20 protein-coding genes, 1 pseudogene and 1 riboswitch are annotated in these 25,245 nt (G+C 73.1%); of the genes and pseudogenes, 5 read left to right on the top strand and 16 right to left on the bottom strand.

Annotation, left to right across the window (positions count from 1 at the left end; genetic code table 11):
• Positions 1-39: 39 nt before the first annotated feature.
• Positions 40-525 (bottom strand): NUDIX domain-containing protein, encoded by a 486-nt coding sequence (locus ITJ48_RS03010; protein WP_194612346.1) that lies wholly within the window; start codon positions 523-525, stop codon positions 40-42.
• A 58-nt stretch (positions 526-583) separates the two neighbouring features.
• Here ITJ48_RS03010 and ITJ48_RS03005 point away from each other — a divergent pair, with 58 nt between their 5' ends.
• Positions 584-1,390 (top strand): oxygenase MpaB family protein, encoded by an 807-nt coding sequence (locus ITJ48_RS03005; protein WP_370544751.1) that lies wholly within the window; start codon positions 584-586, stop codon positions 1,388-1,390.
• A gap of 237 nt (positions 1,391-1,627) precedes the next feature.
• Positions 1,628-4,771, top strand: a complete 3,144-nt coding sequence (locus ITJ48_RS03000) for a GH92 family glycosyl hydrolase (RefSeq protein WP_194612345.1) — start codon at positions 1,628-1,630, stop codon at positions 4,769-4,771.
• A 93-nt stretch (positions 4,772-4,864) separates the two neighbouring features.
• Here the strand turns inward: ITJ48_RS03000 and ITJ48_RS02995 are convergent, their stop codons facing one another.
• The 4 genes from ITJ48_RS02995 to rplU all read right to left on the bottom strand — a co-directional run bounded on the left by ITJ48_RS02995 (position 4,865) and on the right by rplU (position 7,979).
• Positions 4,865-5,830: a phosphodiesterase gene (locus tag ITJ48_RS02995; protein WP_192169164.1), complete on the bottom strand. Its 966-nt coding sequence runs from the start codon at positions 5,828-5,830 to the stop codon at positions 4,865-4,867.
• A gap of 217 nt (positions 5,831-6,047) precedes the next feature.
• Complete coding sequence (locus ITJ48_RS02990; protein WP_194612344.1) at positions 6,048-7,223, bottom strand: alcohol dehydrogenase catalytic domain-containing protein; 1,176 nt, start codon at positions 7,221-7,223, stop codon at positions 6,048-6,050.
• A 135-nt stretch (positions 7,224-7,358) separates the two neighbouring features.
• Entirely contained in the window at positions 7,359-7,628 is a 270-nt protein-coding gene (rpmA, locus tag ITJ48_RS02985; protein ID WP_194612343.1) for a 50S ribosomal protein L27, read from the bottom strand.
• A 39-nt stretch (positions 7,629-7,667) separates the two neighbouring features.
• Positions 7,668-7,979, bottom strand: a complete 312-nt coding sequence (gene rplU, locus ITJ48_RS02980; protein WP_123546218.1) for a 50S ribosomal protein L21 — start codon at positions 7,977-7,979, stop codon at positions 7,668-7,670.
• An 88-nt stretch (positions 7,980-8,067) separates the two neighbouring features.
• Between rplU and ITJ48_RS02975 the strand changes: the two genes are divergently transcribed.
• The gene (locus tag ITJ48_RS02975; RefSeq protein WP_194612342.1) at positions 8,068-8,742 is read left to right on the top strand and encodes a hypothetical protein; all 675 of its coding nucleotides are present in this window, start codon (positions 8,068-8,070) and stop codon (positions 8,740-8,742) included.
• A 19-nt stretch (positions 8,743-8,761) separates the two neighbouring features.
• Here the strand turns inward: ITJ48_RS02975 and ITJ48_RS02970 are convergent, their stop codons facing one another.
• From ITJ48_RS02970 to ITJ48_RS02945, 6 genes are all read right to left on the bottom strand, one after another.
• Positions 8,762-9,214, bottom strand: a complete 453-nt coding sequence (locus ITJ48_RS02970; RefSeq protein WP_194612341.1) for a DUF779 domain-containing protein — start codon at positions 9,212-9,214, stop codon at positions 8,762-8,764.
• Entirely contained in the window at positions 9,214-10,755 is a 1,542-nt protein-coding gene (locus ITJ48_RS02965) for an aldehyde dehydrogenase family protein (RefSeq protein WP_194612340.1), read from the bottom strand. The genes ITJ48_RS02970 and ITJ48_RS02965 overlap by 1 nt, the downstream gene beginning before the upstream one ends.
• Before the next feature lie 54 nt (positions 10,756-10,809).
• The gene (locus tag ITJ48_RS02960) at positions 10,810-12,129 is read right to left on the bottom strand and encodes a GAF domain-containing protein (protein WP_194612339.1); all 1,320 of its coding nucleotides are present in this window, start codon (positions 12,127-12,129) and stop codon (positions 10,810-10,812) included.
• Between the two features lie 144 nt (positions 12,130-12,273).
• Positions 12,274-12,609, bottom strand: coding sequence for a TraR/DksA family transcriptional regulator (locus tag ITJ48_RS02955; protein WP_370544750.1), 336 nt, complete (start codon positions 12,607-12,609; stop codon positions 12,274-12,276).
• Positions 12,606-13,628, bottom strand: coding sequence for a glutathione S-transferase family protein (locus tag ITJ48_RS02950; RefSeq protein ID WP_194612338.1), 1,023 nt, complete (start codon positions 13,626-13,628; stop codon positions 12,606-12,608). The genes ITJ48_RS02955 and ITJ48_RS02950 overlap by 4 nt, the downstream gene beginning before the upstream one ends.
• 57 nt (positions 13,629-13,685) lie before the next feature.
• Positions 13,686-17,207 carry a DNA polymerase III subunit alpha gene (locus tag ITJ48_RS02945; protein ID WP_194612337.1) on the bottom strand — a complete coding sequence of 1,174 codons (3,522 nt, stop codon included), beginning with the start codon at positions 17,205-17,207 and terminating at the stop codon, positions 13,686-13,688.
• Positions 17,208-17,377: 170 nt separating this feature from the next.
• Between ITJ48_RS02945 and ITJ48_RS02940 the strand changes: the two genes are divergently transcribed.
• Both ITJ48_RS02940 and ITJ48_RS02935 read left to right on the top strand, forming a co-directional pair.
• Positions 17,378-18,754: an aromatic acid exporter family protein gene (locus ITJ48_RS02940; protein ID WP_194612336.1), complete on the top strand. Its 1,377-nt coding sequence runs from the start codon at positions 17,378-17,380 to the stop codon at positions 18,752-18,754.
• Between the two features lie 180 nt (positions 18,755-18,934).
• Positions 18,935-20,299 carry a glucose-6-phosphate dehydrogenase gene (locus ITJ48_RS02935; RefSeq protein WP_370544749.1) on the top strand — a complete coding sequence of 455 codons (1,365 nt, stop codon included), beginning with the start codon at positions 18,935-18,937 and terminating at the stop codon, positions 20,297-20,299.
• A gap of 67 nt (positions 20,300-20,366) precedes the next feature.
• Here ITJ48_RS02935 and ITJ48_RS02930 read toward each other — a convergent pair.
• The 5 genes and pseudogenes from ITJ48_RS02930 to ITJ48_RS02910 form a co-directional block, all read right to left on the bottom strand.
• A pseudogene (locus ITJ48_RS02930) lies at positions 20,367-22,187 on the bottom strand (glycoside hydrolase family 15 protein); the annotation flags it as partial.
• Between the two features lie 25 nt (positions 22,188-22,212).
• A complete protein-coding gene (gene pnuC / locus ITJ48_RS02925) occupies positions 22,213-22,899 on the bottom strand; it encodes a nicotinamide riboside transporter PnuC (RefSeq protein WP_194612333.1) in 687 nt (228 codons plus the stop codon).
• Between the two features lie 70 nt (positions 22,900-22,969).
• A riboswitch (FMN riboswitch) is annotated at positions 22,970-23,109 on the bottom strand.
• Between the two features lie 55 nt (positions 23,110-23,164).
• Complete coding sequence (locus tag ITJ48_RS02920) at positions 23,165-23,491, bottom strand: DUF6504 family protein (RefSeq protein ID WP_123546198.1); 327 nt, start codon at positions 23,489-23,491, stop codon at positions 23,165-23,167.
• A gap of 73 nt (positions 23,492-23,564) precedes the next feature.
• Entirely contained in the window at positions 23,565-24,845 is a 1,281-nt protein-coding gene (locus ITJ48_RS02915; RefSeq protein WP_194612332.1) for a type II toxin-antitoxin system HipA family toxin, read from the bottom strand.
• On the bottom strand, positions 24,842-25,189 hold the full coding sequence (locus ITJ48_RS02910; protein WP_194612331.1) for a helix-turn-helix domain-containing protein: 348 nt from the start codon (positions 25,187-25,189) through the stop codon (positions 24,842-24,844). Before ITJ48_RS02910 ends, ITJ48_RS02915 begins: the two co-directional genes overlap by 4 nt.
• Positions 25,190-25,245: the final 56 nt, after the last annotated feature.

Raw genomic sequence — 25,245 nt, 5'->3', positions numbered from 1 at the left:
CGCGCCGGCAGGACCGCCGACGTCCCCCCGGCGCCGGCCTCAGCCCCGGAGCTCGCCCGCCGCGGTGAACCGGGCGCCGGGCTCGTCCGAGAGGCCCGCGTCGATCCTGCCGCGCATCTCGTCGCTGATCGGCGGGAGCGCGTCCCGGGGGAACCACCGCGCCTCCGTGTTCTCGCCGTCGGCCGGGGCGGGCTCGCCCGAGACCCAGCGCAGGGCGAAGGTGTGGTCGAGGTAGCTCGCCTGGTCGCCGTTCGGGTAGGTGACGACCCCGGTGACGCCGACGCCCGCGAGACGGACGGGCTCGGCCGTCACGTCCGCCTCCTCGAGCACCTCGCGGGCGGCCGCGTCGGCAGGGTGCTCGCCCGGGTCGACGATCCCGGTGACCGGCGTCCACGCCCCGGTGTCCGTTCGGCGGACCATGAGCACGTCGTCGCCCTTCGTCACGACGGCGGTGACGCCCGACAGCCAGAGCGGCGCGGTGCCGACGGCCTCGCGGAGGGACAGGACGAAGTCGGGGGTGGCCATGCCGAGAGCCTAGCGAGGCGCCGGCGGCCTCCCCGGGCGGCCGCCCTAGGCTGGCCCGGTGCACGAGGACCAGGTGAGGCGGGGCCGCGACGTGCGCGGCATCCGCGACATGGCGGGGGAGGCCCTGCTGCTCGGCGCGGGCGGACGCGCCATCCTGCTCCAGCTCGCGTGCCCGGGCGTCGGCCACGGCGTCGCCGAGCACAGCGACTTCGTCGACCGGCCGCTGCAGCGCCTGCACGGCACGATGACCTACCTCTACGCGATCGTCTACGGCAGCGAGGAGGAGTCGGCGGCGGTGCGCCGTCTCGTCGACCGGGCGCACGCACCGGTCCGGAGCGACGCCTCCTCGTCCGTGGCCTACGACGCGCACGACCCGCAGCTGCAGCTCTGGGTCGCCGCGACGCTCTACGACTCGGCGATCGACCTGTACGAGCGCGTCTACGGCCCCGTCGCGGCGTCCGAGGCCGTGTACCGCGACTACGAGCGGGTGGGGACCGCCCTGCAGCTGCCCCCGGGGGCCTGGCCCGCCGACCGGGCGACCTTCCGCGCCTGGTGGGACGCGCGTCTCGGCGAGCTCGTCGTCGACGACGTCTCGCGCGACGTGGCGCACCAGCTGCTGCACCCGCGGGCCGTGCCCCTGGCGCTGCGGCTCGCCATGCCGCTCGCCCGGCTCGTGACGACGGGGCTGTTGCCGGATCGCCTGCGCGAGGCGTTCCGGCTCCCGTGGGGGCCCGTCCGGGCCCGCGCGTTCGGCGGGGTGCTGCTGCTCTGCCGCCTCGTCGTGCCGCGGCTGCCGGCTCGCCTGCGGCACGTGCTCCGCGACCACTACCTGCGCCGGCTGCGCGCGTACCTCGCCCGCGGCTGAGCCGGACGAGACGGCCGCGGGCCGCCCGGGAGGGCCGGCGACCCGCGTCTGCCGTCCCCGTCGGCGTACCCCGACGGGTCTCGTCCGGGGTACGTCTCGTGGTAGACAAGTCACGCCCTCCCGCTGTCGGCCCCGTGCCGTGCCGCCCCGTGACGTCGTCGTCCGGTCGGGTGCACGCCGACGTGCACCCGGGCGAGCAGGAGGCGCGGACCGTTCGTCGAGGAGGACAACGCCCCCATGCCCCACCCGATCACCCCCGCCCCGGGACGACGTCAGGGTCGTTCCCCCTCACCGTCCGGCTCCCGCCCGCACGGCCGTCGCGTCGCCGCGGCCCTCACCGCCCTCGCGGTCGCCGTCGGCGGAGGCGCCCTCACGGGCCTCGCCGCCGTGCCGGCCCAGGCCGCTCCCGCCCCGGGGGTCGGCGTCTCGGCTCCCGACACGGGCCTGTCGGCGCTCGTGAACCCCTTCGTCGGCACCGAGAGCGAGGGCAACGCGTTCCCCGGCGCCACGGCGCCGTTCGGCATGGTGCAGCTCAGCCCCGACAACACGAACTCGTACGCTTCGACGTCGTACAGCAAGGACGCCGGCGAGGTCTGGGGCTTCAGCCACCAGCACGTCAACAGCGCCGGCTGCCCGGCCGCGGGCGAGGTGCTCGTCACTCCGAGGGCAGGCGACGCGCCCGTCACCGAGCGGTCGGCGATCGCCCTGAAGGACCAGGCGACCACCGAGCAGGCCTCGGCCGGGTACTACACGGCGCTCCTCGCCGACGACGTCGAGGTCGAGCTCACCGCGTCGACACGCGTCGGCGAGCACCGCTACACGTTCCCCGAGGGCGCCACGGGCTCCGTCTCGGTCAACGTGGGCCAGACCCTCCGTGACGCCGGCGCCAGCAGCGTCACGTGGGTCGACGACCGCACCGTGGAGGGCTGGGTCGACAACGGCGGCTTCTGCGGCGGCACCGACGACTCCGTGCGGTACTTCTTCAGCGCCGAGTTCGACCGTCCTGCCGCGACGCACGGCACGTGGGGGACGGACGGCACCTTCGTGCCCGCGTCCGAGGCGAGCGCCGTGGACGTCGGCCTGAACGGCGCGGCCGCGACGTTCGACACGACGACCGACCGGACGGTCGAGCTGAGCGTGGGCGTCTCGTTCGTCGACCTCGACGGAGCCCGGGGCAACCGCGTCTCCGAGACCACCGTCGACGGCGAGCGTCTCGGCTTCGACGCCGTGCGCGCCTCGACCGCGGCGGAGTGGGACGACGCGCTCGGCCGCTTCGACGTGACGACTGAGACCGAGGGGCAGCTCCGGGTCTTCTACACCCAGCTCTACAAGAGCCTCCTGTCCCCGACGATCGGCAGCGACGTCGACGGCCGCTACCTCGGCATGGACCTCCGACAGCACGTCGCCGACGGGTGGACCTACTACCAGCGCTTCTCCCTCTGGGACACCTACCGCACGCAGGCGACCCTGCACGCCCTCTTCGAGCACGACCGGGCGGAGGACGTGGTCCGGTCGATGCACCGCGCGAGGATCGAGGGCGGCTGGCTGCCCCGGTGGTCGCTCGGCGCGCTCGAGACGAACATCATGGCCGGCGACCCGGTGTCGCCCTGGCTGGCGGAGAACTTCGCCCTGGGCACGGTGCCCGACGACATCCACGACGAGCTCTGGGGCTTCCTGACGGAGAACGCGACCACCGCGCCCCCGGCGGACGTCGCCTCCGTGGGCCGCCAGAGCGCCGAGTTCTACCTCGCGAACGGGCACGTGCCCTGGTACGCCGAGAACGGCGGCGGCCTCGGCGGGCAGTTCGAGGAGTACCGCCACGGCGGCTCGGCGACGATGGAGTTCGCCCTCGCGGACGCGGCGATCGGCGCGGCCGCGCAGCGCCTCGGCAAGGACGACGAGGCGGCGCCCTTCCTCGAGCGGGGACGCAACTGGCGCACGCTGTGGAACCCCGACGTCGAGCTGACGGGCGGCTTCACCGGCATCGTCAACGCCGTCGGACCCGACGGCACGTTCAACTCGGCGCCTGAGCTCGCCGAGGTGCAGGAGTCCGGCTTCCACGAGGGCACGCCCTGGCACTACCAGTGGATGGCGCCGCAGGACGTCCCCGGCCTCGTCGACGCCATGGGCGGTCGTGAGGCGTTCCTCGCGCGCCTCGACCAGTACGTCGACCTGCCGGCCCTGCGTGCAGCGCCCGGCGTCTCGCCGGCGAGCTGGGCCGAGGGCGGCAGCGACTACTACTCGAGCATCGGCTACAACCCCGGCAACGAGCCCATGCTGGTCGACCCGTGGCTCTACGACTTCGTCGGCGAGCCCGCGAAGGTCAACGACGTGCTCGCGGCGAACCTCAACCGGTTCCCGGACACCCCCGGCGGAGGCGTCGGCAACGACGACCTCGGCACCCTCTCGTCCTGGTACGTGCTGGCCTCGCTCGGCATGATGCCGGTCGAGCCCGGCTCCGGCATCATGGCGGTCAACGCGCCGCGGGTGCTGGCGGCGACGATCACGCTCGACGACGGCGCGCAGGTCTCGGTGTCCGCGCCCGCCGCCTCCGGCGACTCGCCCCGCTACGTCCGCGGCCTCAGCGTCGACGGCGTGCCGCAGACGCGCACCTGGTTCGACGCGACCGACCTGCAGGACGGCGCCGAGCTGGTCTTCGACCTCGCCTCGTCGCCCGAGGGCCTCACCTGGGGCACCGGGCCGGACGACGCCGTCCCGAGCGTGTCGGCCCCCGACCAGGCGGAGCTCGCCCTCGCTCCGGTCGGCGCGCAGCCCGTGCCGGCCGAGGTGGGCAGCACGGTCGAGCTGCGACTCGCCCGTGCGTCGCTGACCCCGGTCACGCCGGCCTTCCCGGAGTCGTCCGGCGTCACCCCGACGCCGGCCGTGCTCGCGGCCGAGGCCACCGCGATGGAGGCGCAGGTCGAGTGGGACGACGGCGTCGCCGCCCCGGCCACGGTCGTCCCCGACGGCGACACCTGGCTCGTGACGACGACCCGGGCCTTCGACGTGGCGGGCGTGCGCACCGCGACGGTGACGGTCTCGAGCTCGGCAGATCTGCCGGCGTTCGCGCCCGTGCCCTTCGCCTCGGCCTCGATCACCGTGCCCGTGTCGGTCGCGGCCGCCCCGGTGCTGCCCGGCGACCCGCCCGGCGGCGGGGGAGACGGCGCCGGCCAGGGCCCGGGTGCCGTGCCCGGGTCGCCCGTCGGCGGCGGCGTCGACGGGGCCGACGGCTCGTCGTCGACCCTCGCCGACCGCGGGGCCCTCGCCTTCACGGGAGCGGGCCCCCTCGGGGCGCTCGTGGCGGCGGCGGTGACGGCGCTCCTCCTCGGCGCCCTGCTCGTGCGTCGGTCGTGGCGTGCCCGGCGGCTCACCACGCGCTGACCGGCCCTGTCGACTGACGCTGACGACGACGCCGCCCCCGGGAGACCGGGGGCGTCGTCGTCGTCGTCGGGCGGCCGTACGGGCCGCGCGTCCTCAGAGGGTGTCGATCGGACCCGTCAGCGCGAGGTCGCGCACGATCGGCACGGGCGCCGTGTCGGTGCGGCGGTGCCGGGGCGCGGCGGGCTCGATGCGGACGCCGGCGACGGCGAGGCGCTCCGCCGTGGACTCGGCCGAGACCGGCTCGCCCACCGTGTCGTAGGTGCCCATCGGCACGACCGAGTGCACGACCGTGTCGCGGTACAGGTGCACGAGGTTGAACGACTGCGCACCGTCGCGGCCGCGGGTGCCGCCCAGGCGCGAGTTGAGGTCCTGGGTGTAGCAGGTGGCGGAGGCGACGCTCACGGGGACGCCCGCGAACATCGCCGTCGTCGAGTAGTGCAGGTGGCCGGCGATGATGGTGCGCACGTCGCTGCCCTCGATCACCTCGGCGAGCGAGGCCTGGTCGCGCAGCTCGACGAGCACGCTGAGGTCCTGCACGGACGGGACGGGCGGGTGGTGCATGGCGATGACCGTGCCGTCGGGGGCGGGCGTGCTGAGCTCCTCGGCGAGCCAGTCGAGCTGGGCGCCGGTGAGCTCGCCGTGGTGGTGCCCGGGCACGCTCGTGTCGAGCGTGATGACCCGGAGCCCGTTGACGTCGTAGACGAGGTCGACGGGCCGGTCGGAGGGGAGCTGCCCGAAGAGCTGCTCGCGGAACGCCCCGCGCTCGTCGTGGTTGCCCATCGCCCAGATGAGCTGGGCGCCGAGCCGCTCGGCCGCCGGCTCGAGCAGTGCCCGGAGCTTGCGGTACGCCTCCGGCTCGCCCTTGTCGGTGAGGTCGCCCGTGAGCACGATCGCCTCGGGACGGACGCCGGACGCCTCGATCTCGCGGACGATCTGGCCGAGGCGGGCCTCGCTGTCGACGGCCCCGTAGAGGGGCCTGTCGCCTCCGACGAGGTGCGTGTCGCTCAGGTGCAGGACGAAGTGATCGGGCCGTGGGTGCTCGGCCGTCCGGAGATCCATGAGTTCTCTCATTCGATGTCACCGACGGGGGCCTCGGGATCGGGACCCTCGTTGTGTGTTCGACACCAGTCCATCATCCGGTGGCTCCGTGTGGGGTGAACGGACCTGCGTGTTCCGGTGAACGGTGGGCGAACTCAGGGCCGGACCCGAGGCCGGGGGCGCAGGAGGCGCCTCCTCGGCTCTCGGGCCCGGCCCGGTGAGCGGATGGTGCGGTCGGTCAGGGCTTGAGGACGACCTTGATGCAGCCGTCCTCCTTCTTCTTGAAGATCTCGTACATCTCGGGCGCCCGGTCGAGGGGCACCGGGTGCGTCGTGAGGTCCTCGGTCCCGAGCGGGTCGGACGGGTCCTCGACGAGGGGCATCAGGGTGTCCATCCACTGGTGGACGTTGCACTGGCCCATGCGGATGGTGATCTGCTTGTCGAAGAGCGTGAGGAACGGCGTCGGGTCGGCGGTGCCGCCGTAGACGCCGCTGAGCGAGACGGTGCCGCCGCGGCGGACGACCTCGAAGGCCAGGTGCATGGCGCTGAGGCTGTCGACGCCCGCCTTCTGCATCAGGGCCTGGCCGACCTTGTCGGGCAGCGCTGCGGCGAACTTCTGCACCATGCTGACGCCGCCGTGGTCGTGGGCCTCCATGCCGACCGCGTCCACGACCGAGTCGGGCCCCCGGTCGTCGGTCATGCCCTTGATGACGTCGGCGACGTCCTTCGTGAGGTCGAGCACCTCGACGCCGTGGCGCTCGGCCATCGCGCGGCGCTCGGGCACGGGGTCGACGCCGATGACGCGGAAGCCCTTGTGCACGCCGATGCGCGAGGCGAACTGGCCGACCGGGCCGAGGCCCAGGACGACGACGGTGCCGCCCTCGGGCACGTTCGCGTACTCCACGCCCTGCCAGGCGGTGGGGAGGATGTCGCTGAGGAACAGGTAGCGCTCGTCGGGGAGGTCGTGGCCGACCTTGACGAGGTTCGCGTCGGCGAGCTTGATGCGCAGCTGCTCGGCCTGGCCGCCGGGGACCTGGCCGTAGAGCTTCGTGTAGCCGTAGAGGGTGGCGCCCGAGCCGTACTCGGTGACCTGGGTGGTCTCGCACTGCGAGAAGAGGCCGCGCTGGCACATGAAGCACTCGCGACAGGCGATGACGAAGGGGACGACGACGCGGTCGCCGACCTGGATGCGCGAGACGGCAGAGCCGACGGCGGTCACGACGCCCATGGTCTCGTGGCCGAGCACGTCGCCCTTGTCGAGGTAGGGGTCGAAGACGTCGTACAGGTGCAGGTCGCTGCCGCAGATCGCGGCGGACGTGACCTTGATGATCGCGTCGGTGGGATCGACGATGGTGGGGTCGGGCACCTCGGTGACGGCGACGTCGGCGATGGACTGGTAGGTGAGAGCCTTCATCCGTCCCGTCTACGCCGGGGGACCGGGAGCGCCCTGGACCGGGAGGGTACAAGGCGGGGGGACACGACGACGGCGACCGCCCCCGTGAGGGGACGACCGCCGTCGGGCGGTGCCGCGCGTGCGCGGGACCGGGTGCTACGCGTCGACCGCGACCTGGGTCGCGACGATGTTGACGACCTTGCGGCCGCCCTTGGTGCCGAACTCGACCGCGCCGGGGGCGAGGGCGAACAGGGTGTCGTCACCGCCACGACCGACGTTGGCGCCGGGGTGGAAGTGGGTGCCGCGCTGGCGGACGATGATCTCGCCGGCGAGGACGACCTGGCCGCCGAAGCGCTTCACGCCGAGGCGCTGTGCGTTCGAGTCGCGGCCGTTGCGGGTGGACGATGCGCCCTTTTTATGTGCCATGTGGTGTCAGCTCCTGGGATGTCTTCGTTGTCGCCGGTGCTACTTGGTGGTGATCGAGGTGATCTTGACGCGGGTCAGGTCGGCACGGAAGCCCATGCGACGCTTGTAGCCGGTCTTGTTCTTGTAGTTCTGGATGACGATCTTCGGGCCGCGGAGGTCGTTGAGGACCTCGCCCTCGACGGTGACCTTCGCGAGGTCGTCGCCGGTGAGGATCGTGTCGCCGTCGACGTGCAGGACGGGGACGAACGAGACGGTGTCGGATGCCGAGGCCTTGAGGCGGTCGACGGTCAGGATCGTCCCGACCTCGACCTTCTCCTGACGGCCGCCGGCGCGCACGATTGCGAATGCCATGGGAACTCCTGGGAAGATTGGGGTGTGACGTCCGGATCGCCGGACGACGTCGCGCTGCCGCTCGGGCAACTTGGATAGTCTTTCACAAATGTCACGACCGATCAAACTTCGACGCCCGCCGCAGTTCACGGCCGAGATCGTCGACGACGCCCGGGGGCGCCTCGTCGACCTGCTGGCCGACCTGCACGCCCTCACGTCCGACCACGGCGACGACATCGAGGTCTGGGGCTCCGCCGTCACGGCGGCGGGCTGGGAGATCGCGAGCCTGGGGCAGTGGCTGGCCCTCGAGGGGGAGGCGGTCCTGCTGCTGGGCGGCGCCTCCTACCCGGAGATCGCCGAGCACCAGGGCACCAGCGCGTCGGCGGTCCACGGCCGGGTCGGCCGGTCGCTGACGCTCGCCCCGTACGCCCAGGCCGCGGGGCCCGACGGAGCCACGACGCGGGTCACCGCCGAGGGGCTGGCGCAGGCCCGCGTCGAGTACGCCGCCGAGGCCGCGGACGACCCGGCCTCGGCCGGCGACGGGCAGCAGGACCCTGCCCGCAGCTCGTCCGGCGACTCGCTCGCGGAGCGGCTGCCCGAGGTGCTCCGCGCCGGGGCCCTGCGCACCACCGCGATCGTCGAGGCGCTGCCGGGCTATCGCCGCTCGAGCGTGCTCTCGACCCTCTCGGTCCTGGCGCGGCAGGGCGTCATCGTGCGGACGGGCCACGGCGTCTACGCCCTGCCGCCCGCCGAGGGCGGGACGGCAGCGGCGCAGACGCCGTAGACCTGCGGGGTCCTCTCCGTCAGCTCCCCGGGACGAGCCCCAGGGCGGTCTGCTCGGCGTCGTCGAGCATGCGCGACCGGATCAGGAACCGGCGCCCCTCGGGCGACTCGACCGAGAACCCGGCGCCCCGGCCCGCGACGACGTCGATCGTGAGGTGGGTCCACTTCCAGTACTCGAACTGGCTGCGCGACATGTAGACCTCGATCGGGTCGAGACCGTCGACGTGCAGGTCGCCCAGGTGGACGTCGACCGCGCCGACCCGGAAGAAGCCCACCGGGTAGCACATCGGCGACGAGCCGTCGCAGCAGCCGCCCGACTGGTGGAACATCAGGGGGCCGTGCTTGGCCGTGAGGTCGACGAGGAACGCCGCAGCCTCTGCCGAGACGTCGACCCGGGAGGGCAGGGCGACCGCCTCGGGTGCCGGGGCAGGGTCGGCCGGGCCGACCCGCGCCTCCTTCGCTGCGGTGTCCATCAGAAGAAGCCCATCGGGCCGTCCGCGTAGCTGACCAGCAGGTTCTTCGTCTGCTGGTAGTGGTCGAGCATCATCTTGTGGTTCTCGCGCCCGATGCCGGACTGCTTGTAGCCGCCGAACGCCGCTCCCGCGGGGTACTGGTGGTAGGTGTTCGACCAGACGCGGCCGGCCTGGATGTCGCGGCCGGCCCGGTAGAGCTGGGCGCCGTTGCGGCTCCACACCCCGGCGCCGAGGCCGTAGAGGGTGTCGTTGGCGATCTTGATCGCGTCGTCGTAGTCGGAGAAGCTCGTGAGGCTGAGGACCGGGCCGAAGATCTCCTCCTGGAAGATGCGCATCGAGTTCCTGCCCTCGAAGATCGTCGGGTTCACGTAGTACCCGTCGGTGAGGTCGCCGCCGAGGTCGGCGCGGTCGCCGCCGAGCAGCAGCGTCGCGCCCTCCTGCTTGCCGATGTCCATGTAGCTGAGGATCTTCTCGAGCTGGTCGTTCGAGGCCTGCGCGCCGATCATGGTGTCGAGCGAGAGGGGGTCGCCCTGCTTGACCTTCTTGACCCGCTCGATGCCGTCGGCCGTGAACTGGTCGTAGATCGACTGCTGCACGAGCGCCCGCGACGGGCAGGTGCAGACCTCGCCCGAGTTGAGGTTGAAGAACGAGAAGCCCTCGAGCGCCTTGTCGTAGAAGTCGTCCTGCTCGTCGGCGACGTCGGCGAAGAAGACGTTCGGGCTCTTGCCGCCGAGCTCGAGCGTGACGGGGATGAGGTTCTCGCTCGCCATCTGCATGATGAGCCGGCCCGTGGTCGTCTCGCCGGTGAAGGCGATCTTGCGGATGTTCGGGTGGCTGGCCAGGGGAGCGCCGGCCTCGACGCCGAAGCCGTTGACGATGTTGAGGACGCCGGCGGGCAGCAGGTCCTTGATCAGGTCCATGAACACGTGGATCGACGCAGGGGTCTGCTCGGCCGGCTTCAGCACGACGCAGTTGCCCGCGGCGAGGGCGGGGGCGAGCTTCCACACCGCCATCAGCAGGGGGAAGTTCCAGGGGATGATCTGGCCCACCACGCCGAGCGGCTCGTGGAAGTGGTACGCCACGGTGTCGCCGTCGATCTCGCCGGTCGAGCCCTCCTGGGCGCGGATGGCGCCGGCGAAGTACCGGAAGTGGTCGATCGCCAGCGGGACGTCGGCGGCCAGCGACTCGCGGATCGGCTTGCCGTTGTCCCAGGTCTCGGCGACGGCGAGCATCTCGAGGTTCGCCTCCATCCGGTCGGCGATCTTGTTGAGGACGATCGAGCGCTCGGTGATGGTGGTGCGCTTCCAGGAGTCGAAGGCCCGCCACGCGGCCTCGACGGCGCGGTCGACGTCCTGCGCGTTGCCCCGGGCGACCTCGGTGAAGGGCTTGCCGTTCACGGGGCTGGGGTTCTCGAAGTACTGCCCGCTGGCCGGGGCGACGTACTCGCCCCCGATGAAGTGGTCGTAGCGGGCCTCGAAGTGCACGGCGGCACCCGGCTGGCCGGGCTGCGCGTAGGTGCTCGGGGGAGTGGTGACGGTCATGGCTGTCCCTTTCGACGACGGTGTCGGAGGCCACGGATCGCGCGGCCCGTGGGGTCAGGGTAGGTCGGCCGACGTTGCGTCCCGTTGCGCGTCCCGACCCGCTGCGGGACCCGCGACGGGACCGTCGTCGAGAGTCGAGACGAGACCGGCCCGGCGGGGCGACCGGGGCGGCAGCAGCCGCAGCAGCTCGCGGCGGGCCTGCTCGTCGTCGGCGCCCTGGGCGGTGGCCACCCACTGCAGCAGCACGTCGACCGAGCCGGAGGTGCGCAGGGACTCCCCGAGGTGTCGCGCCAGCTCGCCGCGGAGGCTCTCGACGCCCGGGGCCGACGAGCCCGGCAGCACCGGGCCCGTCGCGGCGTGCAGGGCGGCACGGTGCGCCCCGCGGTCGAGCAGGTGCACGACCTCGTCGGCGTCCGTGGCCAGTGCTGTCGGCAGCCGGTACGGCCGCGACGTCGGCACGAGCGTGGGGGCGACCGCCTCGAGCACGTGGCGGAGCCGGACGAGCTCGGGCCGCAGGGTGCCGACCGCGCCGCGCTCGCCCCAGATCGCGTCCGCCAGCGCCCCGGCCGACCATCCCTCGGGCCGAGCGGCGAGCAGGAGGAGGAGCTCGGAGTGCCGGGCGCTCAGCGTCGTGGCGGTCCCGCCGGCGTGGAGCACCGCCTCGTCACGGCCGAGCACGTCGAGCCGCGGTGGCCGCGGCGTGCGCGTCGGCGTCCAGCGGGTCGGCGTCGGCGTCGGTGTCGAGCGGGCTCGAGGAGGGCGGACGGTGCGCGTCCTCGAGAGCGCGAGCTCCGCCTCCATCGCGGCGACCGTCGCGCGCAGCAGCGGCAGGGTCTGCTCGCCGGCGGCGCGGTCGTCGCCGGTGATGTCGACCACGCCGATGAGCCGCCCGTCGGCGGGGTCGTGCACGGGGACGGCGGTGCAGCTCCACTCCTGGACGAGGTGCGAGAAGTGCTCGGGCCCCCTGACCTGCACGCCGCGGTCGAGCTCGAGGGCGGTGCCGGGCGCGGACGTGCCGACCCTCGACTCGGCCCAGCCGGCCCCGGCGACGAAGAGCATCGACTCGGCCCGGCGTCGTGCCTCGCGGTCGCCCTCGACCCAGAGCAGCCGGCCGCGTTCGTCGCCGACGGCGACCAGCAGGCCGCTGCCCTCGACGTCGTCGAGCAGGAGGCGCTGGACGACCGGCAGCAGCAGCGCGAGCGGGTGCTCGCGACGCCACGAGGCCAGGTCGTCGTCGGGCAGCTCGAGCACGGGGAGCGCGTCGGGGTCGACGCGCTGGTCGGCGGCCCGCTGCCAGGACGCCGCGAGCAGGAGCCGGCGTGCGGCCCCGCGGGACGCACGAGCGGTCGGCGGGTCGGGTCTCGCCGCTGCCATGTCGCCCCTCGTCGTCGAGCGGAGGCGTCGGCAGGGCCGTCGGGCCCGGCACCGTCGCCGTGGTGCCGCCAGCGTACGTCGCGGCTGCTCGCGGCGGAAGGGCCGCGGACCCCGTCGCCCGGCCGACGGCACAGGAGGCGCGGGTCAGCGGGCGCAGTCGATGCAGAGGCGGGCGGTGGGCCGGGCCTCGAGCCGCGCCTCGCCGATCCGCGCGGCGCAGCGCTCGCAGCGGCCGAAGGTGCCGTCGGCGAGCCGGCCGAGCGCAGCCTCGGCGTCGGCGGCGCGCTCGAGGGTCGAGCGGCGGACGGCGTCGAGCTGCGACCGTTCGTAGGCGATGGTCGAGCCCTCGGGGTCGTGCTCGTCGTCGACGTTGGCTCCCTCGCGGGCCTCGGCCACCGCCTCCATGTCGCGCAGCAGTCGCTCGGCCAGCGCGAGCGCCTCGTCGCGGGTCCGGCGGAGAGGCTCGGTCGGGTCGGTCACGCGACGAGCGGCGGCACCCGCTCGCCCTCGGGCGGCGCGGCCGGGGGAGTGCCGTCGCCGAACGGCCGCCCGCCGAGCTGCTCGCGACCGTGCTCGGTCAGCCAGCCCGACGGGTCGGGACCGGCCGGGACGATCCCCGTCGGGTTGATGTCGCTGTGCACCACGTAGTAGTGCGCCTTGATCTGGGCGAAGTCGATCGTGTCGCCGAAGCCGGGCGTCTGGAACAGGTCGCGGGCGTAGGCCCAGAGCACCGGCATCTCGGTCAGCTTCGAGCGGTTGCACTTGAAGTGGCCGTGGTAGACGGCGTCGAAGCGGGCGAGGGTGGTGAAGAGGCGGATGTCGGCCTCGGTGATCGTGTCGCCCACGAGGAACCGCTGCCCCGCGAGGCGCTCGGACAGCCAGTCGAGACGCTCGAAGAGCGTGCGGTACGCCCGCTCGTAGCTCTTCTGCGAGCCGGCGAACCCGGCGCGGTACACGCCGTTGTTCACGTCGCGGAAGACCACGGCGTTCACCTCGTCGATCTCGGCGCGCAGGTGCTCGGGGTAGAGCTCGGGCGCACCCTCACGGTGGTGCTCGGCCCACTCGGTGGCGAAGTCGAGGGTGATCTGCGGGAAGTCGTTGGTGACGACCTTGCCGGTCGGCACGTCGACGATCGCGGGCACGGTGATGCCCCGGGCGTAGTCGGGGGTGCGGGCGAAGAACGCCTCCTGCAGGCGCTCGATGCCGAGCACGGGGTCGCGGCCGTCGGGGTCGAGGTCGAAGGTCCAGCTGCGTGCGTCGTGGGTCGGCCCGGGCAGGCCGAGCGAGATGACGCCCTCGAGGCCGAGGAGGCGGCGCGAGATGACGGTGCGGTTGGCCCAGGGGCAGGCGCGGGCGGCGACGAGCCGGTAGCGGCCCGCCTCGACGGGCCAGCCGTCGACGGCGTCGCGCGTGATCCTGTCCTCGATGTAGTTCGTGTCGCGGGTGTACTCCTGGCCGGGCTCGACGTACGTGCCCTTCGCCTGCTGCTCGTCGCTCATGCTCGCCACCCTACGCAGACGCGTCCGAGAGCCTCGCCGGGAGGTTCGCCGGGAGCCTCACGCGGACGCGTCCGAGAGGTCGGGCAGCTCGTGCCCCTCGGGTGCCGCTCCCGCCGCTGCCCGGCCCGCCTGCCAGTCGCGCCACATCGCCTTGAGGTCCCAGGCGGCCTCGGCCTCGAGCGAGATGCCGCGCTCGCCGGTCCGCCTGGTCCGCCCCTGGATCAGCAGCAGCTTCGTGCCGAACAGCAGCGGCCCCGATCTCGCCTGCGCCTCCTCGAAGAACGTCGCGTCGGCGCAGCCCGTGCCGTCGTCGACGCTGATGAACACGACCCGCTTGCCGCTGCGCATCGGCGGCGTCTGGGTGGCGATCCGGATGCCCGCGACGAGCACGGTGGTGCCGTTCCAGTGGTCGCGCAGGTCGGCGGCCCGGACGACGCCGAGGTCGTCGAGCATCGGGCGGTAGCTCTCGATCACGTGCTCGCTGACCTCCATCGACAGGATGTCGAGCTCGTCGCCCACCCTCTCGCGCAGGCTCACGTCGGGGGTGCCTGTGGGCACCTCCGCCGAGTCGTCGACCGAGAAGTCGAGCTGGTTCTGCACGTCGGAGGCGCGTGGCCGTGCGGTGCGCTGCGTCAGCGACCGCACACGGGCGAGCACGTCGCCCCTCGTCCGCCCGGGGCCGGCCAGGGAGTCGAGCGCACCGACCTGCGCCAGCCGCTCGATCAGCCGCCGCGACGGCGTGGCCCGCTGCCAGAAGTCGGTGATCGACTCGTAGGGCCGGCCCACGACGACGCGGGCGAGCTCGGAGTCGCTGATGCCGTGCACGTCGGAGAGCGACAGGCGGATGCCGAGGTCGCCGGGGCGGCTGGGCGCGATCGGCGTCGCCGGGGCACGCACCCGCTCGACCCTGTAGACGTCGGTCGACGCGTTGACGTCGAGCGGCAGCACGGGCACGCCCATGCGTCGCGCCTCGGTCAGCAGCAGCCGCTTCGGGTACATCCCGGGGTCGTGGGTCAGCACCCCGGCGAGGAACTCCGCCGGGTAGTGGGTCTTGAGCCAGGCGGTCTGGTAGGTGGGCAGCGCGAACGCGGCGCCGTGCGCCTTGCAGAAGCCGAAGGAGCCGAACCCCTTGAGCACCGCCCAGATCTTGTCGACCTGGGCGTCGGTGAACCGCCTCCTGCCGTCGTCGTCGACGTTCCCGGTCGTGCGCCTGCGGAACTCGACCTCGAGAGCGTCGTCCTGGCCCTTGCCCATGTGCCGGCGGATCTCGTCGGCCTCGGCGAGCGAGACCTCCATCGTCGCCTCGAGGATGCGCAGCACGTGCTCGTGGTAGATCACCACGCCGTAGCTGTCGTCGAGGAACGGCGCGAAGCTCGGGTGCAGGTAGTCGGGCCGCTGGAACCCGTGCTTCGTGTCGAGGAACGGCGCGACCATGTTGCCCTTCATCGGGCCGGGGCGGAACAGCGAGATGTCGGCGATCAGGTCGCTGTAGCGGTCGGGCTGCATCTTGCCGATCAGCTCGCGCTGCCCGGGGCTCTCGATCTGGAACATGCCGAGGGTGTGGGTGGTGCGGATCGCCTCGAAGGTGGGCTCGTCGTCGTGCGGGATCTCGTCGAGCTCGACCCGCCCCTGCCGGTTCACGTAGGGCACGTCGACGGCGAGTCCGCCGGCCAGGGCGGCGCGGCCGCCGTTCACCCGCTCGATCTCGTCGAGCGCGTAGGCCATCGAGCTCTGCATCCGGACCCCGAGCACGTCGAGCTTCAGCAGGCCCGCGTCGTTCATGTCGTGCTTGTCGAACTGGCTCATCGGCAGCCCGATGCCGCTCGGCTGCACCGGGGTCGTGCTGAGCAGGTCGGAGTCGCCGAGGATCACCCCGCACGGGTGCATCGAGATGTGCCGGGGCAGCCGGTCGAGCCGCTCGGTCAGGTCGACGAGCAGGTCGATCTGGCCGTTCTGGCGGGCGAGGTCGGCGATGGCCCGCAGCTCGGGCTTCTCGGCCATGGCGGTGCGGAGGTCGCGGGCGTTCGAGCGCCAGACGTTGTTCGCGACGAGGTCGATCTGGTCGTCGTCGAGCCCGAGGGCCTGGCCGGCGTCGCGCACCGCCCCCCGGCCGCGGTAGGTCGACTGCATCGACATGAGGGTGACCCGGTTGCTGCCGTAGCGGTCGAAGATCGCCCGGTAGATCTCGTGCCGCCTGGCCGACTCGACGTCGATGTCGATGTCGGGCAGCGTCTCGCGCTTGTTGCCGAGGAACCGCTCGAACAGCAGGTCGTGCTCGATCGGGTCGACGTTCGAGATGCGCAGCAGGTAGGTGACGAGGCTGCCGGCGCCCGACCCGCGCGCGGCGTTCCGCACCCGCATGTCGCGCATCAGCGCCGAGACGTCGGCCACGGTGAGGAAGTAGCTGGCGAAGCCGAAGCCCGTGATGATGCCAAGCTCGTAGCGCATCCGCTCGTCGACGGTGCGGCGGAGGGCCTGGTCGGCGTGGCCGAAGCGCTCGGTGACGCCCGCCTCGGCCCTGCGGAACAGCACCTGGTCGGGATCGCCGTCGACGCCGATGGCGCTGAGCTCGGGCGTCTTCGGCCGGCGCCAGCGCAGGTCGGCGTCGGGGTCGAGGCGGCAGCGGTCGGCGAGCCGCTCGGTCTCGGCCAGCATCTCCTCTGCGGCCCGACGGGGGCACGAGGAGGCGTCGGCGACGAGGGTCGCCAGCGCGCGCATCTCGTCGCCCGGCTTCAGCGACGCCTGGGCGTTCGGCTGCGGAGTGAACGCCCCCAGAGGGGCCAGGTGCCCCGCCGAGTCGAGCACGTCGGCTGTGACCGCACCGTCGGGGTCGAGGTAGCGCACCGCGTTGGTCAGCACGGCGGGCACCCCGACGTGCTCGGCCAGCTCGAGCATGCGCGCCGCGTGCCGCACGCTGCGGCTCTCGCCCGGCTCGGTGAGGTGGCAGACGACCTCGACGGCCACGCCGCCGGGCAGCTCGCGCGCCCAGGCGGCCAGCGACGCCGCCGCGGCCGTGTGCCGGCCCTCGGCCACCAGCCGCCCCACGTCGGAGTCGGGCCCGAGCAGCACCGTCGCGTCGGCGCCTTCGTCGCCGCGCAGGAACGCCCGCAGTCGTGACCGCGGGATCGTCGCGACGCTGTTCGCGCTGCCGCTCACCCGCCTCGTCGCCCGGCCGTGCGCCGCGCTGATCAACCGGCAGAGAGCCGCCCAGCCCGCACCCGGACGGCCCCCGCCCGCCCCGTGCGCGAGCACCACGATCCGGTCGACCGAGGAGGCGCCCGCCCTGCCCCCGGGACCGGCGCCCGCCGACGCGCCCCCCGCCTCCCCGGCGCCGCCGCCCCCGCGGCCGCCCTCGTCGGCCGTGTCGTCGACGCAGCCGAGCTCGACGCCCACGATCGGGTCGATGCCCGCCGCCCGGCAGGCGCCGATGTGCCGGATCGCCCCGTAGAGGCCGTCGCGGTCGGTGATCGCCAGCGCGTCCGCGCCGTGGGCGGCGGCGTGCTCGACGAGCTGCGCCGGCGGCGTCGTGCCGTAGTGCGCGCTGAACGACGACGCCACGTGCAGGTGGGTGAAACGCATCGTGCTGCCTCGGTGCTTCTCTCGTCGGACCTCCCGGCCGAGGTCGGTTCGAACGTGTGTTCGACGAGTGTACGTCGCCCCGGCGGGGCGCGACGACCCGGACCGCGACCGGACCCCGTCCCGCACGTCGACGCCGGGCGGCGACCGCGCCCTGCTGTCATCATCGTCAGATGCCCGACCGACGAGCCGCCGCCCAGGACCCCGCCCGGACCGCCTCCCGGTGGACGCGGACGCTGCTGGCCCAGCCGCGCCTCCTCATGGCCGCGAAGGGGGCGCTCGCCGCGGCCCTCGCCTACTGGATCGCGCCCCACGTGCCCGGCGTGGCCGCCGAGTACCCCTACTACGCCCCGCTCGGGGCCGTGCTGGCCCTCTGGCCCACCGTCAAGACGTCGCTCAAGCAGGGGCTGCAGACGATCCTCGGCCTCGTGATCGGGGTGCTGCTCGCGACGACGGTGTTCGCCCTGCAGGAGGGGCAGCCCGGCGTGCTGGCCGTGGCGCTCGTCGTCGGCCTCGGCACGCTCATCGCGGGGATCCGCTGGCTCGGCGCGGGCCGCGACTGGGTGCTGACCGCCGGCCTCTTCGTGCTGCTGCTGGGCGGGGCGAACGCCGAGGACTACTCCACCGGCTACGTCGTGCAGATCGGCGTGGGCGTCGCCGTGGGCGTCGTCGTCAACCTCGTCCTGGTGCCGCCGCTGTACACCGGTCGGGCCGAGCGCCGGCTCCGGCTCGTGCAGGCGTCGCTCGCCGACCGTGCCGACGACGTCGCCACCGTGTTCGAGGCGGACTGGCCGATCGAGGACGACGACTGGGAGCGGCGCGTCGCCGTCCTGCCGAGCACCCTGCGGCACGTCCGCGACGCCGTCCAGTACGCCGACGAGTCACGCCGCCTCAACCCGCGCCGGCTGCTGCGCCGCCGCGACCTCGCCTCGGAGTACGCCGACCTCGTCGTCTTCGAGCGGGTGGGGTTCCACCTGCAGGACCTCGCCGAGGTCTCCGGCATCCTCGGTCGCCGGATCGGTCGGCAGATCGGCATCGTCGACGACCTCGCCCCCGTCGTCGCCCGTGCCGTCCGCAGCGTCGGAGAGGTGATCAGGAGGCGCGGCGGCGACGACCGGGACGCCTTCGTCACCGCCCGCCGCGACGTCGAGGAGCTCTGGCGGGCCATCGACACGCACCGCGAGCTGCCGACGGTCGCCACCAGCGGCGGCGTCTCGGTCGCCGTCTCGCTCGGACGGATCATCGCCGCGCTCGACCCCGACGACTCGACGGCTCCCCGCCCCGACGACGAGGCGGTCGGCGACCTGGACGGCGACGGCGACGTCGACGCCGACGACGCCGCCGCAGAGGTCGGCGGCACCACGAGCACCGGCCCCGTCGACGACCCCACGGCGCCCCGCGACACCGCGCCGCGCGACAGCGAGCGACGCCAGGAGGCGCAGGGCCCGGCCGCCGACGGCGTGGCCGCAGACGACGAGACCGCCGACGACGAGACCGCCGACGACGGGCCCGCCGACGGCGAGGCGGAGGACGCTGCCCGCGAACGCTGACGGCGTCCCACGCCCCGGCGCAGTACGGTGGGGGAGGCATCGTCGCCGAACGCCCTGCCGCGCCCTGCGCCGGTCTCGCGGATGCCCCCACGGCGTGCCGCGACCCCGTCCCTGCCCGGCAGCCCGTACCCCTCACACACCGAGCGGCGATCCGTCGCCGCCTTCACGGAAGCCGTACCTGTGACAGACACCACCACCCTCATCATCCTCGGAGCCTCGGGAGACCTGACCGAGCGCCTCCTCCTCCCTGGTCTCGCGAGCCTGCTCAAGAGCGACCGCGGGGTCGACGTGCAGCTGATCGGCACCGGCCGCAGCGAGCGCAGCGTCGACGAGTGGGACGACGTCGTGAAGACGGCGTTCAACGGCGACGCGGGCAGCGACCTCGCCAAGAAGACCCTGGCGTCCAGCCAGTACATCCAGGGCGACCCGACCACGGTCGAGCACCTGAAGGCCCTCTTCGAGGCGTCCGAGGGCACGCCCGTCATGTACTTCGCGCTGCCCCCGGCGATCAGCACCAAGGTGATCCAGGCGCTCGCCGAGATCGACCTGCCCGACGGCCTCCGCCTCGCCCTCGAGAAGCCCTTCGGCTCCGACGAGGCGAGCGCGCGCGAGCTCAACGCCGAGCTGCTCAAGATCGTGCCGGAGGAGCGCATCCACCGCACCGACCACTTCCTCGGCCGCGCGACCGTGCTCAACATGATCGGCCTCCGCTTCGCCAACCGCCTCTTCGAGCCGGTCTGGAACAGCGAGAACATCGAGAAGGTCGAGATCTTCTACGACGAGGTCCTCGGCCTCGAGGGCCGCGCGCAGTACTACGACAAGGCCGGCGCGCTGATCGACATGATCCAGAGCCACCTGCTGCAGGTGCTCGCCGTCATCGCGATGGACGCCCCGTCGAGCATCGACTCGGTCGAGCTGCGCAGCGAGATCGCCCGCGTCCTGCGCGCCACCTGGGTCAAGGGCGGCGATCCCGTCGCGTCGAGCCGTCGCGCGCAGTACGCGGCCGGCACCATCGACGGCAAGGATGTGCCCGCCTACGCCGACGAGGACGGCGTCGACGTCGAGCGCCAGACCGAGACCCTGGCCGAGGTCGAGTTCGAGGTCAAGACGCGCCGCTGGGCGGGCGTGCCGTTCATCCTCCGCTCGGGCAAGGGCATGACGAAGATCCGCAAGGAGGTGCTGATCACCTTCAAGCCGGTGCCCGCGCTCCCCGAGGGGCTGAACGGCGCCTCGACCCCCGACACGCTGCGGATCGAGATCAGCCCCGAGACGATGGAGCTCGGCGTCACGACCAACGGGTCGGGCAACCCCTTCGACCTCGAGAAGTCGACGATGTCGGTCACCCTGGGCAAGCCCGAGCTCACCCCCTACGGCGAGGTGCTCAGCGGCATCTTCCACGACGACCCGACGCTGTCGATCCGCGGCGACGTCGCCGAGCGCTGCTGGGCGATCGTCGCCCCGGTGATCGACTCCTGGAAGGCCGGCGACGTGCCGCTCGACACCTACGCGGCCGGCTCGACCGGCCCGTCGGACTGGCCCGCCTGAGCCTCGACGCTCCTGCAGCCGACGGCCGCCCCGCTCCTCGAGCAGGGCGGCCGTCGTCGTCTCCGTCTCAGGCGGGGGAGGAGGTCCGGGCCTGGGGCGGTGCCTGCTGCTGCGCCTTCGCGATCGCGTCCGCGGCACGGACGAGGGCCAGGTGCGAGAGCGCCTGGGGCGTGTTCCCGACGTGCCTGCCGGTCGCGACCTCTACCTCCTCCGACAACATGCCGACGTCGTTGCAGTAGCCCACGAGGCGGTCCATCAGGGCCACCGCGTCGTCGACGCGGCCGGACGCCGCGTACTGCTCGGCCAGCCAGAACGAGCAGGTGAGGAACGGGTTCTCGGCGCCGCTCAGCCCGTCCACGCCGCTCTCGGTGCGGTACCGCCGCAGCAGGCCGTCGTGCAGCAGGTCCGCCTCGATCGCCGCGACCGTGCCGAGCATCCGCGGGTCGTCGGCGGCGACGAACCCGACCTGGGCGAGCTGCAGCAGCGAGGCGTCCACCTCCGACGTGCCGTAGTACTGCGTGAAGGTGCCGCGGTCGGCGTCCCAGCCCTTCGCCTCGATCTCGGTGCGCACCTCGTCGCGGAGCGCCCGCCACCGGTCGACGGGGCCGTCGAGGCCGAACTGCTCGACGCCCTGGATCGCCCGGTCGAGGGCCGCCCAGATCATCGCCCGCGAGTGCGTGAAGTGCTGCAGCTCGCCCCGGATCTCCCAGATGCCGTTGTCCGGCCGGGTCCAGTTGTCCTCGACGTACTGCATCAGGGCGCGCTGGAGCGGCCAGGAGTACTCGGTCTCCTCGACGCCGAGCAGCCGGGCCTCGTGCAGGGCGACCATCACCTCGCCGAAGATGTCGCCCTGGTACTGCTTGTAGGCGGCGTTGCCGATGCGGACGGGGGAGGCGCCCCAGTAGCCGGGCAGCTGGCCGAGCTCGCTCTCGTGCAGGTAGCGCTCACCGGCCAGCCCGTACATGATCTGCACGTCGGCCGGGTCGCCGGCGATCGCCCGGAGCAGCCAGCCGCGCCACCGGTCGGCCTCCTCGGCGTAGCCGTGCAGGATGAGCGCCTGCAGGGTCATGGAGGCGTCGCGCAGCCAGACGTAGCGGTAGTCCCAGTTCCGTGAGCCGCCGAACTGCTCGGGGAGGCTCGTCGTCGCGGCCGCCACGATGCCGCCGGTGTCCTCGTTCGTGAGCGCGCGCAGGATGAGCAGCGACCGGTGCACCTCCCGTTCGTACACGGGGGGAGCGGTGCACCGGGCGGCCCACTGCTGCCACCACGTGACCGTCTCGTCGATCCGGGCCGTCACGTCGATCGCGGTGGGCGGCTCCCGGTGCGAGGGGTACCAGGTGAGGCTGTGGTCGACGGTCTCGCCGGCCGCGACCTCGAAGTCCGCCTCGTGGGTGTGGTCGGTGGCGGTCAGGCGCGGGCCCCGGACGACGACCGCGTCCGGCCCCGCCGTGGCGACCAGGGCGGTCCCGTCGGCCTCGGGCACCTGGCGCACCCAGGGCACGGCCGTGCCGTAGCCGAAGCGGATGGCGAGGTCGACGTGCATCGTCACCGTGCCGGAGACGCCGGTCACGCGCCGGACCACGTCGGCCCGTCGGTCGCCGTACGGCATCAGGTCGGTGACCTCGACCACCCCGGTGGGCGTGGTCCAGGTCGTCACGAGCACGAAGGTCCCGTCGACGTAGCGTCGTGTCGACGTGGCGGCGGCGTCGCGGGGGGCGACCAGCCACCGGCCGGAGTCGTGGTCGCCGAGCAGGGCGCCGAAGGTCGACGCCGAGTCGAAACGGGGCAGGCAGAGCCAGTCGATGCTGCCGTCGGTGCCCACGAGGCATCCGGTGTGCAGATCGCCGATGAGCGCGTAGTTCTCGATGGCCAGGGGCATGGGCACATCCTGCCAGCGGCGGCTCTGCCAGGTCTCAGCGCTGCAGCGTCGGGTCGGGCCAGAGCGTCTCGACCAGCGGCTTCCGGCGACGGGCGCGCGCCCACACGAAGAAGCCGACCAGGGTGAAGGCGCCGTAGAAGACGTACATGAGGCCGGAGGCGTAGTAGCCGGCGCTGAAGAGCAGGGGCGTCCCGACGAGGTCCACCGCGACCCAGATCAGCCAGAACTCGACCCAGCCCTTGGCCATGCCCCAGGTGGCGAGCAGCGAGCCCGTGAAGATCCAGGCGTCGGCCCACACCGGCTCGTACGAGCCGAGGGCGCTGAAGACGGGAGTGAGGACGGCGGTGCCGCCGAACAGGGCCACGACGAGCACGACCCGGTTCTTCGCGCCGGCCCAGCGGGGCTCGACAGGTGAGCTCGCGCCTCCGTCGCGGGAGCGGCTCCAGCGGTACCAGCCCCAGATGGACACCGCGATGAACATCACCTGGCGCCCTGCCTGGCCGAGGAGGTTCACCGGGTTCGGGGTGTCGAAGACGGCCCCGAGGAACACGGTGAACAGCAGGGCGTTGCCCACGATGCCGACCGGCCAGGCCCAGACCTTGCGGCGCATGCCGCCGAGGGCGCTCAGCAGCCCGAAGACGTTGCCGATCACCTCGCGCCACAGGATGGTCTGGTCGCCCAGCACGAGCTGCGCGTCGAACAGCCAGCGGATCAGGGTCATCGGGTCCTCCTCGTCGGTGACGACGCCGTGCGTCGTCGGATCGGGGAGGCGCGACCGCAGGCGCGATCGACGCTCGCTTCTCTCATCCAGACTTTACTGTCGGCTCCAGAATTGCCCCTCGCAGGGCTGTCACTGGATCAGCCTCTCGGTGTCGAGAGGGTCGCGGGCTGTCACCGCCGGTACGGAATCACACCGTCCCCGAAGCACTCGTGAGAACGAGTCTGGCACCCCGGGCATTCCCGGGAGGACCGAGCGTCTCGCGGCGTCACGCGAACAGCTGCTGCTCGACCCGGTCGTCGAACACGCCGAGCAGCAGCCACGAGCCGTCGGCGCCGTCGCAGGCGAGGTCGAAGGTGCCGTCGACCCGGTGCGCCCCGTCGGTCAGCGGGAGGGCGTCGACCCGCCAGACCGGCAGCTCGAGCAGCGCCTCCCCGGCGCCCCGGGGCGCCCTGGCCGCCGACCGCCACCACTCGCGGCGGGTGACCCACCGCTCGGGCGGGCTCACCACGCCGTAGACGACCCCCCGCCAGACGAACCGCAACGGCGCCCCGCCCTCGGTCGTCTCGACCGGCACCGCTTCGTCGACCTTCATGCCGCCTCCTCGTTCGAATGTGTGTTCGAACACGAGTGTAGGTCGGCCCCCCGACATCGGCCAGGGGCCTCCGTCACCAGGGCAGCAGACTCTCCTGCACGTGCCGGGCGACGCGCCCCGGCACCCCGGCCTCGTCGGCGAAGCCGCGCCAGCCGGCGACCGCGTCGTGCACCTCCGCCACGATGTCCGAGGCGCCGGGCACGAGGTGGCGGTCGGCGAGGCGCATCACGTCCGCCTCGGCAGGGTCGCGCCACACGCCGTCCACCCCCATCAGGTGCTGGTAGGTGAACCGGCCCGTCGGGTTGTGCGCGAACGTCACGTCGTACGCCGGGGCCAGCTCCCACGACGACGACGCCGACCGGAGCAGGAACGACGTGTTCTTCGTGTGGTCGTCGTTGTTCGCCGCCAGCACGTTGAACACCATGCGGCGGAACGCCTGCGGCAGCGCCTCCCGCCCGACGACGCGGGTCGCCACGTCGAACAGCTGCCCGTAGTCGTGCACCTGCCGCTGACGGAAGTCGAGGTGCGCCGTGCCGCAGAGGGTCACCGTGTGCGCCTTGCCCGACGGCAGCCGGTCGAAGCGCCGGGTCATGAAGTGGGCCCGCTCGCCCTCCTCGAGCAGCCGGCACTCGGCCATGTCGATGCCGGCCGCCCCCGCCATCGCCGAGTACGCCAGCTCCACCCTGCCCGACGAGTCCCCCTGCCCGAGCTCCGAGTCGGCGCCCATGCCGTCGAGCTTCAGCAGCCAATGCTCGAACCCCTCGGGAGCCGGCAGCTGACCGGACCGGACCTCGCCGGTCTCGCGGTCCCACGCGACGACGGCCTTGGCCCGGGCCCCTCCTGCCGACGTCCCCACCTGGATCAGGGAGCGGATCGCCGACTCGTTCTCCCGGTCGTTCGAGAACTCGGCGTCGAGCACGCTCCGCGCACCCGCGACCAGGTCGCTCAGCTCGACCGCGCTCGCGGTCCGGTGACGCGGCCCGCGGGACGGCCGGAACTCGAGGGCGCCCATCGCTCGGTCCGCCATGTACGCCAGCCTGTCGAGCGGCGTCGCCGCCCCGCGCCCGACGCCCTGCCGCGCCAGCCACGCGTCGATCACGGCGTTCCCGAAGTCGTCGGGCAGCGCGTCCGCCAGCAACGCGGGGAGGCGGTGGAACGTCGCCTCCGGCAGCTGCGGGAACACATGGCGGCGCCGACGGACCGGCATGGTCAGCGGGGCGAGCTCGACGCCCCGCGCCGCCCACTCGGGGTAGTACTCGAACACGTACGCACCGAGCGCGGGGTCGAGGGCGACCGCCCCGACCCGTTCGCCCCAGGCCGTGACCTCGACCGCCTGGACCGGCACCCAGCTCACGACCCGCTGCTCCCGCGCGGCGCCCGTGGCCGGTACACGCGACGACGCGGGGCCGGGTCGGCCGACCGGAGGACGTCGATGGGGCTCACGGCGCTCGCCGGGGCCAGGGCGTCGAGGGCGTCCTCGGCGCCGAGTGCCCGCAGCACGCGCACCAGGGTGGAGAGGGTGCTCCCGCGGCCGTTCTCCAGCGACTGGAGGGTGCTGGTCGAGAGGTCGGCCCGGCGTGCCAGGGAGATCTGGTCGAGCCCGGCGTCCAGTCGCGACGCCCGCACCTGGCTGCCGATCCGCGCCTCCCACTCGTCGGTGGACCGCACGGGGGAATCGGGGAAGGGCTGATCCATCATGGTCCTCCTGTACGTGGATTTCCGATCATAAGAGCCATACCGCATCCTGACAACCG

Source organism: Frigoribacterium sp. VKM Ac-2530, assembly GCF_015350835.1.
GTDB lineage: Bacteria > Actinomycetota > Actinomycetes > Actinomycetales > Microbacteriaceae > Frigoribacterium.
This window is presented reverse-complemented; position numbering and strand designations above follow the sequence as displayed.

Excerpts from the sequence above, each read along its gene's own strand:
- ITJ48_RS03010 (WP_194612346.1), bottom strand. The coding sequence starts at position 525 with ATGGCCACCCCCGACTTCGTCCTGTCCCTCCGCGAGGCCGTCGGCACC.
- ITJ48_RS03000 (WP_194612345.1), top strand. The coding sequence starts at position 1,628 with ATGCCCCACCCGATCACCCCCGCCCCGGGACGACGTCAGGGTCGTTCC.
- ITJ48_RS02995 (WP_192169164.1), bottom strand. The coding sequence starts at position 5,830 with ATGGATCTCCGGACGGCCGAGCACCCACGGCCCGATCACTTCGTCCTG.
- ITJ48_RS02990 (WP_194612344.1), bottom strand. The coding sequence starts at position 7,223 with ATGAAGGCTCTCACCTACCAGTCCATCGCCGACGTCGCCGTCACCGAG.
- rpmA (WP_194612343.1), bottom strand. The coding sequence starts at position 7,628 with ATGGCACATAAAAAGGGCGCATCGTCCACCCGCAACGGCCGCGACTCG.
- rplU (WP_123546218.1), bottom strand. The coding sequence starts at position 7,979 with ATGGCATTCGCAATCGTGCGCGCCGGCGGCCGTCAGGAGAAGGTCGAG.
- ITJ48_RS02975 (WP_194612342.1), top strand. The coding sequence starts at position 8,068 with ATGTCACGACCGATCAAACTTCGACGCCCGCCGCAGTTCACGGCCGAG.
- ITJ48_RS02970 (WP_194612341.1), bottom strand. The coding sequence starts at position 9,214 with ATGGACACCGCAGCGAAGGAGGCGCGGGTCGGCCCGGCCGACCCTGCC.
- ITJ48_RS02965 (WP_194612340.1), bottom strand. The coding sequence starts at position 10,755 with ATGACCGTCACCACTCCCCCGAGCACCTACGCGCAGCCCGGCCAGCCG.
- ITJ48_RS02960 (WP_194612339.1), bottom strand. The coding sequence starts at position 12,129 with ATGGCAGCGGCGAGACCCGACCCGCCGACCGCTCGTGCGTCCCGCGGG.
- ITJ48_RS02950 (WP_194612338.1), bottom strand. The coding sequence starts at position 13,628 with ATGAGCGACGAGCAGCAGGCGAAGGGCACGTACGTCGAGCCCGGCCAG.
- ITJ48_RS02945 (WP_194612337.1), bottom strand. The coding sequence starts at position 17,207 with ATGCGTTTCACCCACCTGCACGTGGCGTCGTCGTTCAGCGCGCACTAC.
- ITJ48_RS02940 (WP_194612336.1), top strand. The coding sequence starts at position 17,378 with ATGCCCGACCGACGAGCCGCCGCCCAGGACCCCGCCCGGACCGCCTCC.
- pnuC (WP_194612333.1), bottom strand. The coding sequence starts at position 22,899 with ATGACCCTGATCCGCTGGCTGTTCGACGCGCAGCTCGTGCTGGGCGAC.
- ITJ48_RS02920 (WP_123546198.1), bottom strand. The coding sequence starts at position 23,491 with ATGAAGGTCGACGAAGCGGTGCCGGTCGAGACGACCGAGGGCGGGGCG.
- ITJ48_RS02910 (WP_194612331.1), bottom strand. The coding sequence starts at position 25,189 with ATGATGGATCAGCCCTTCCCCGATTCCCCCGTGCGGTCCACCGACGAG.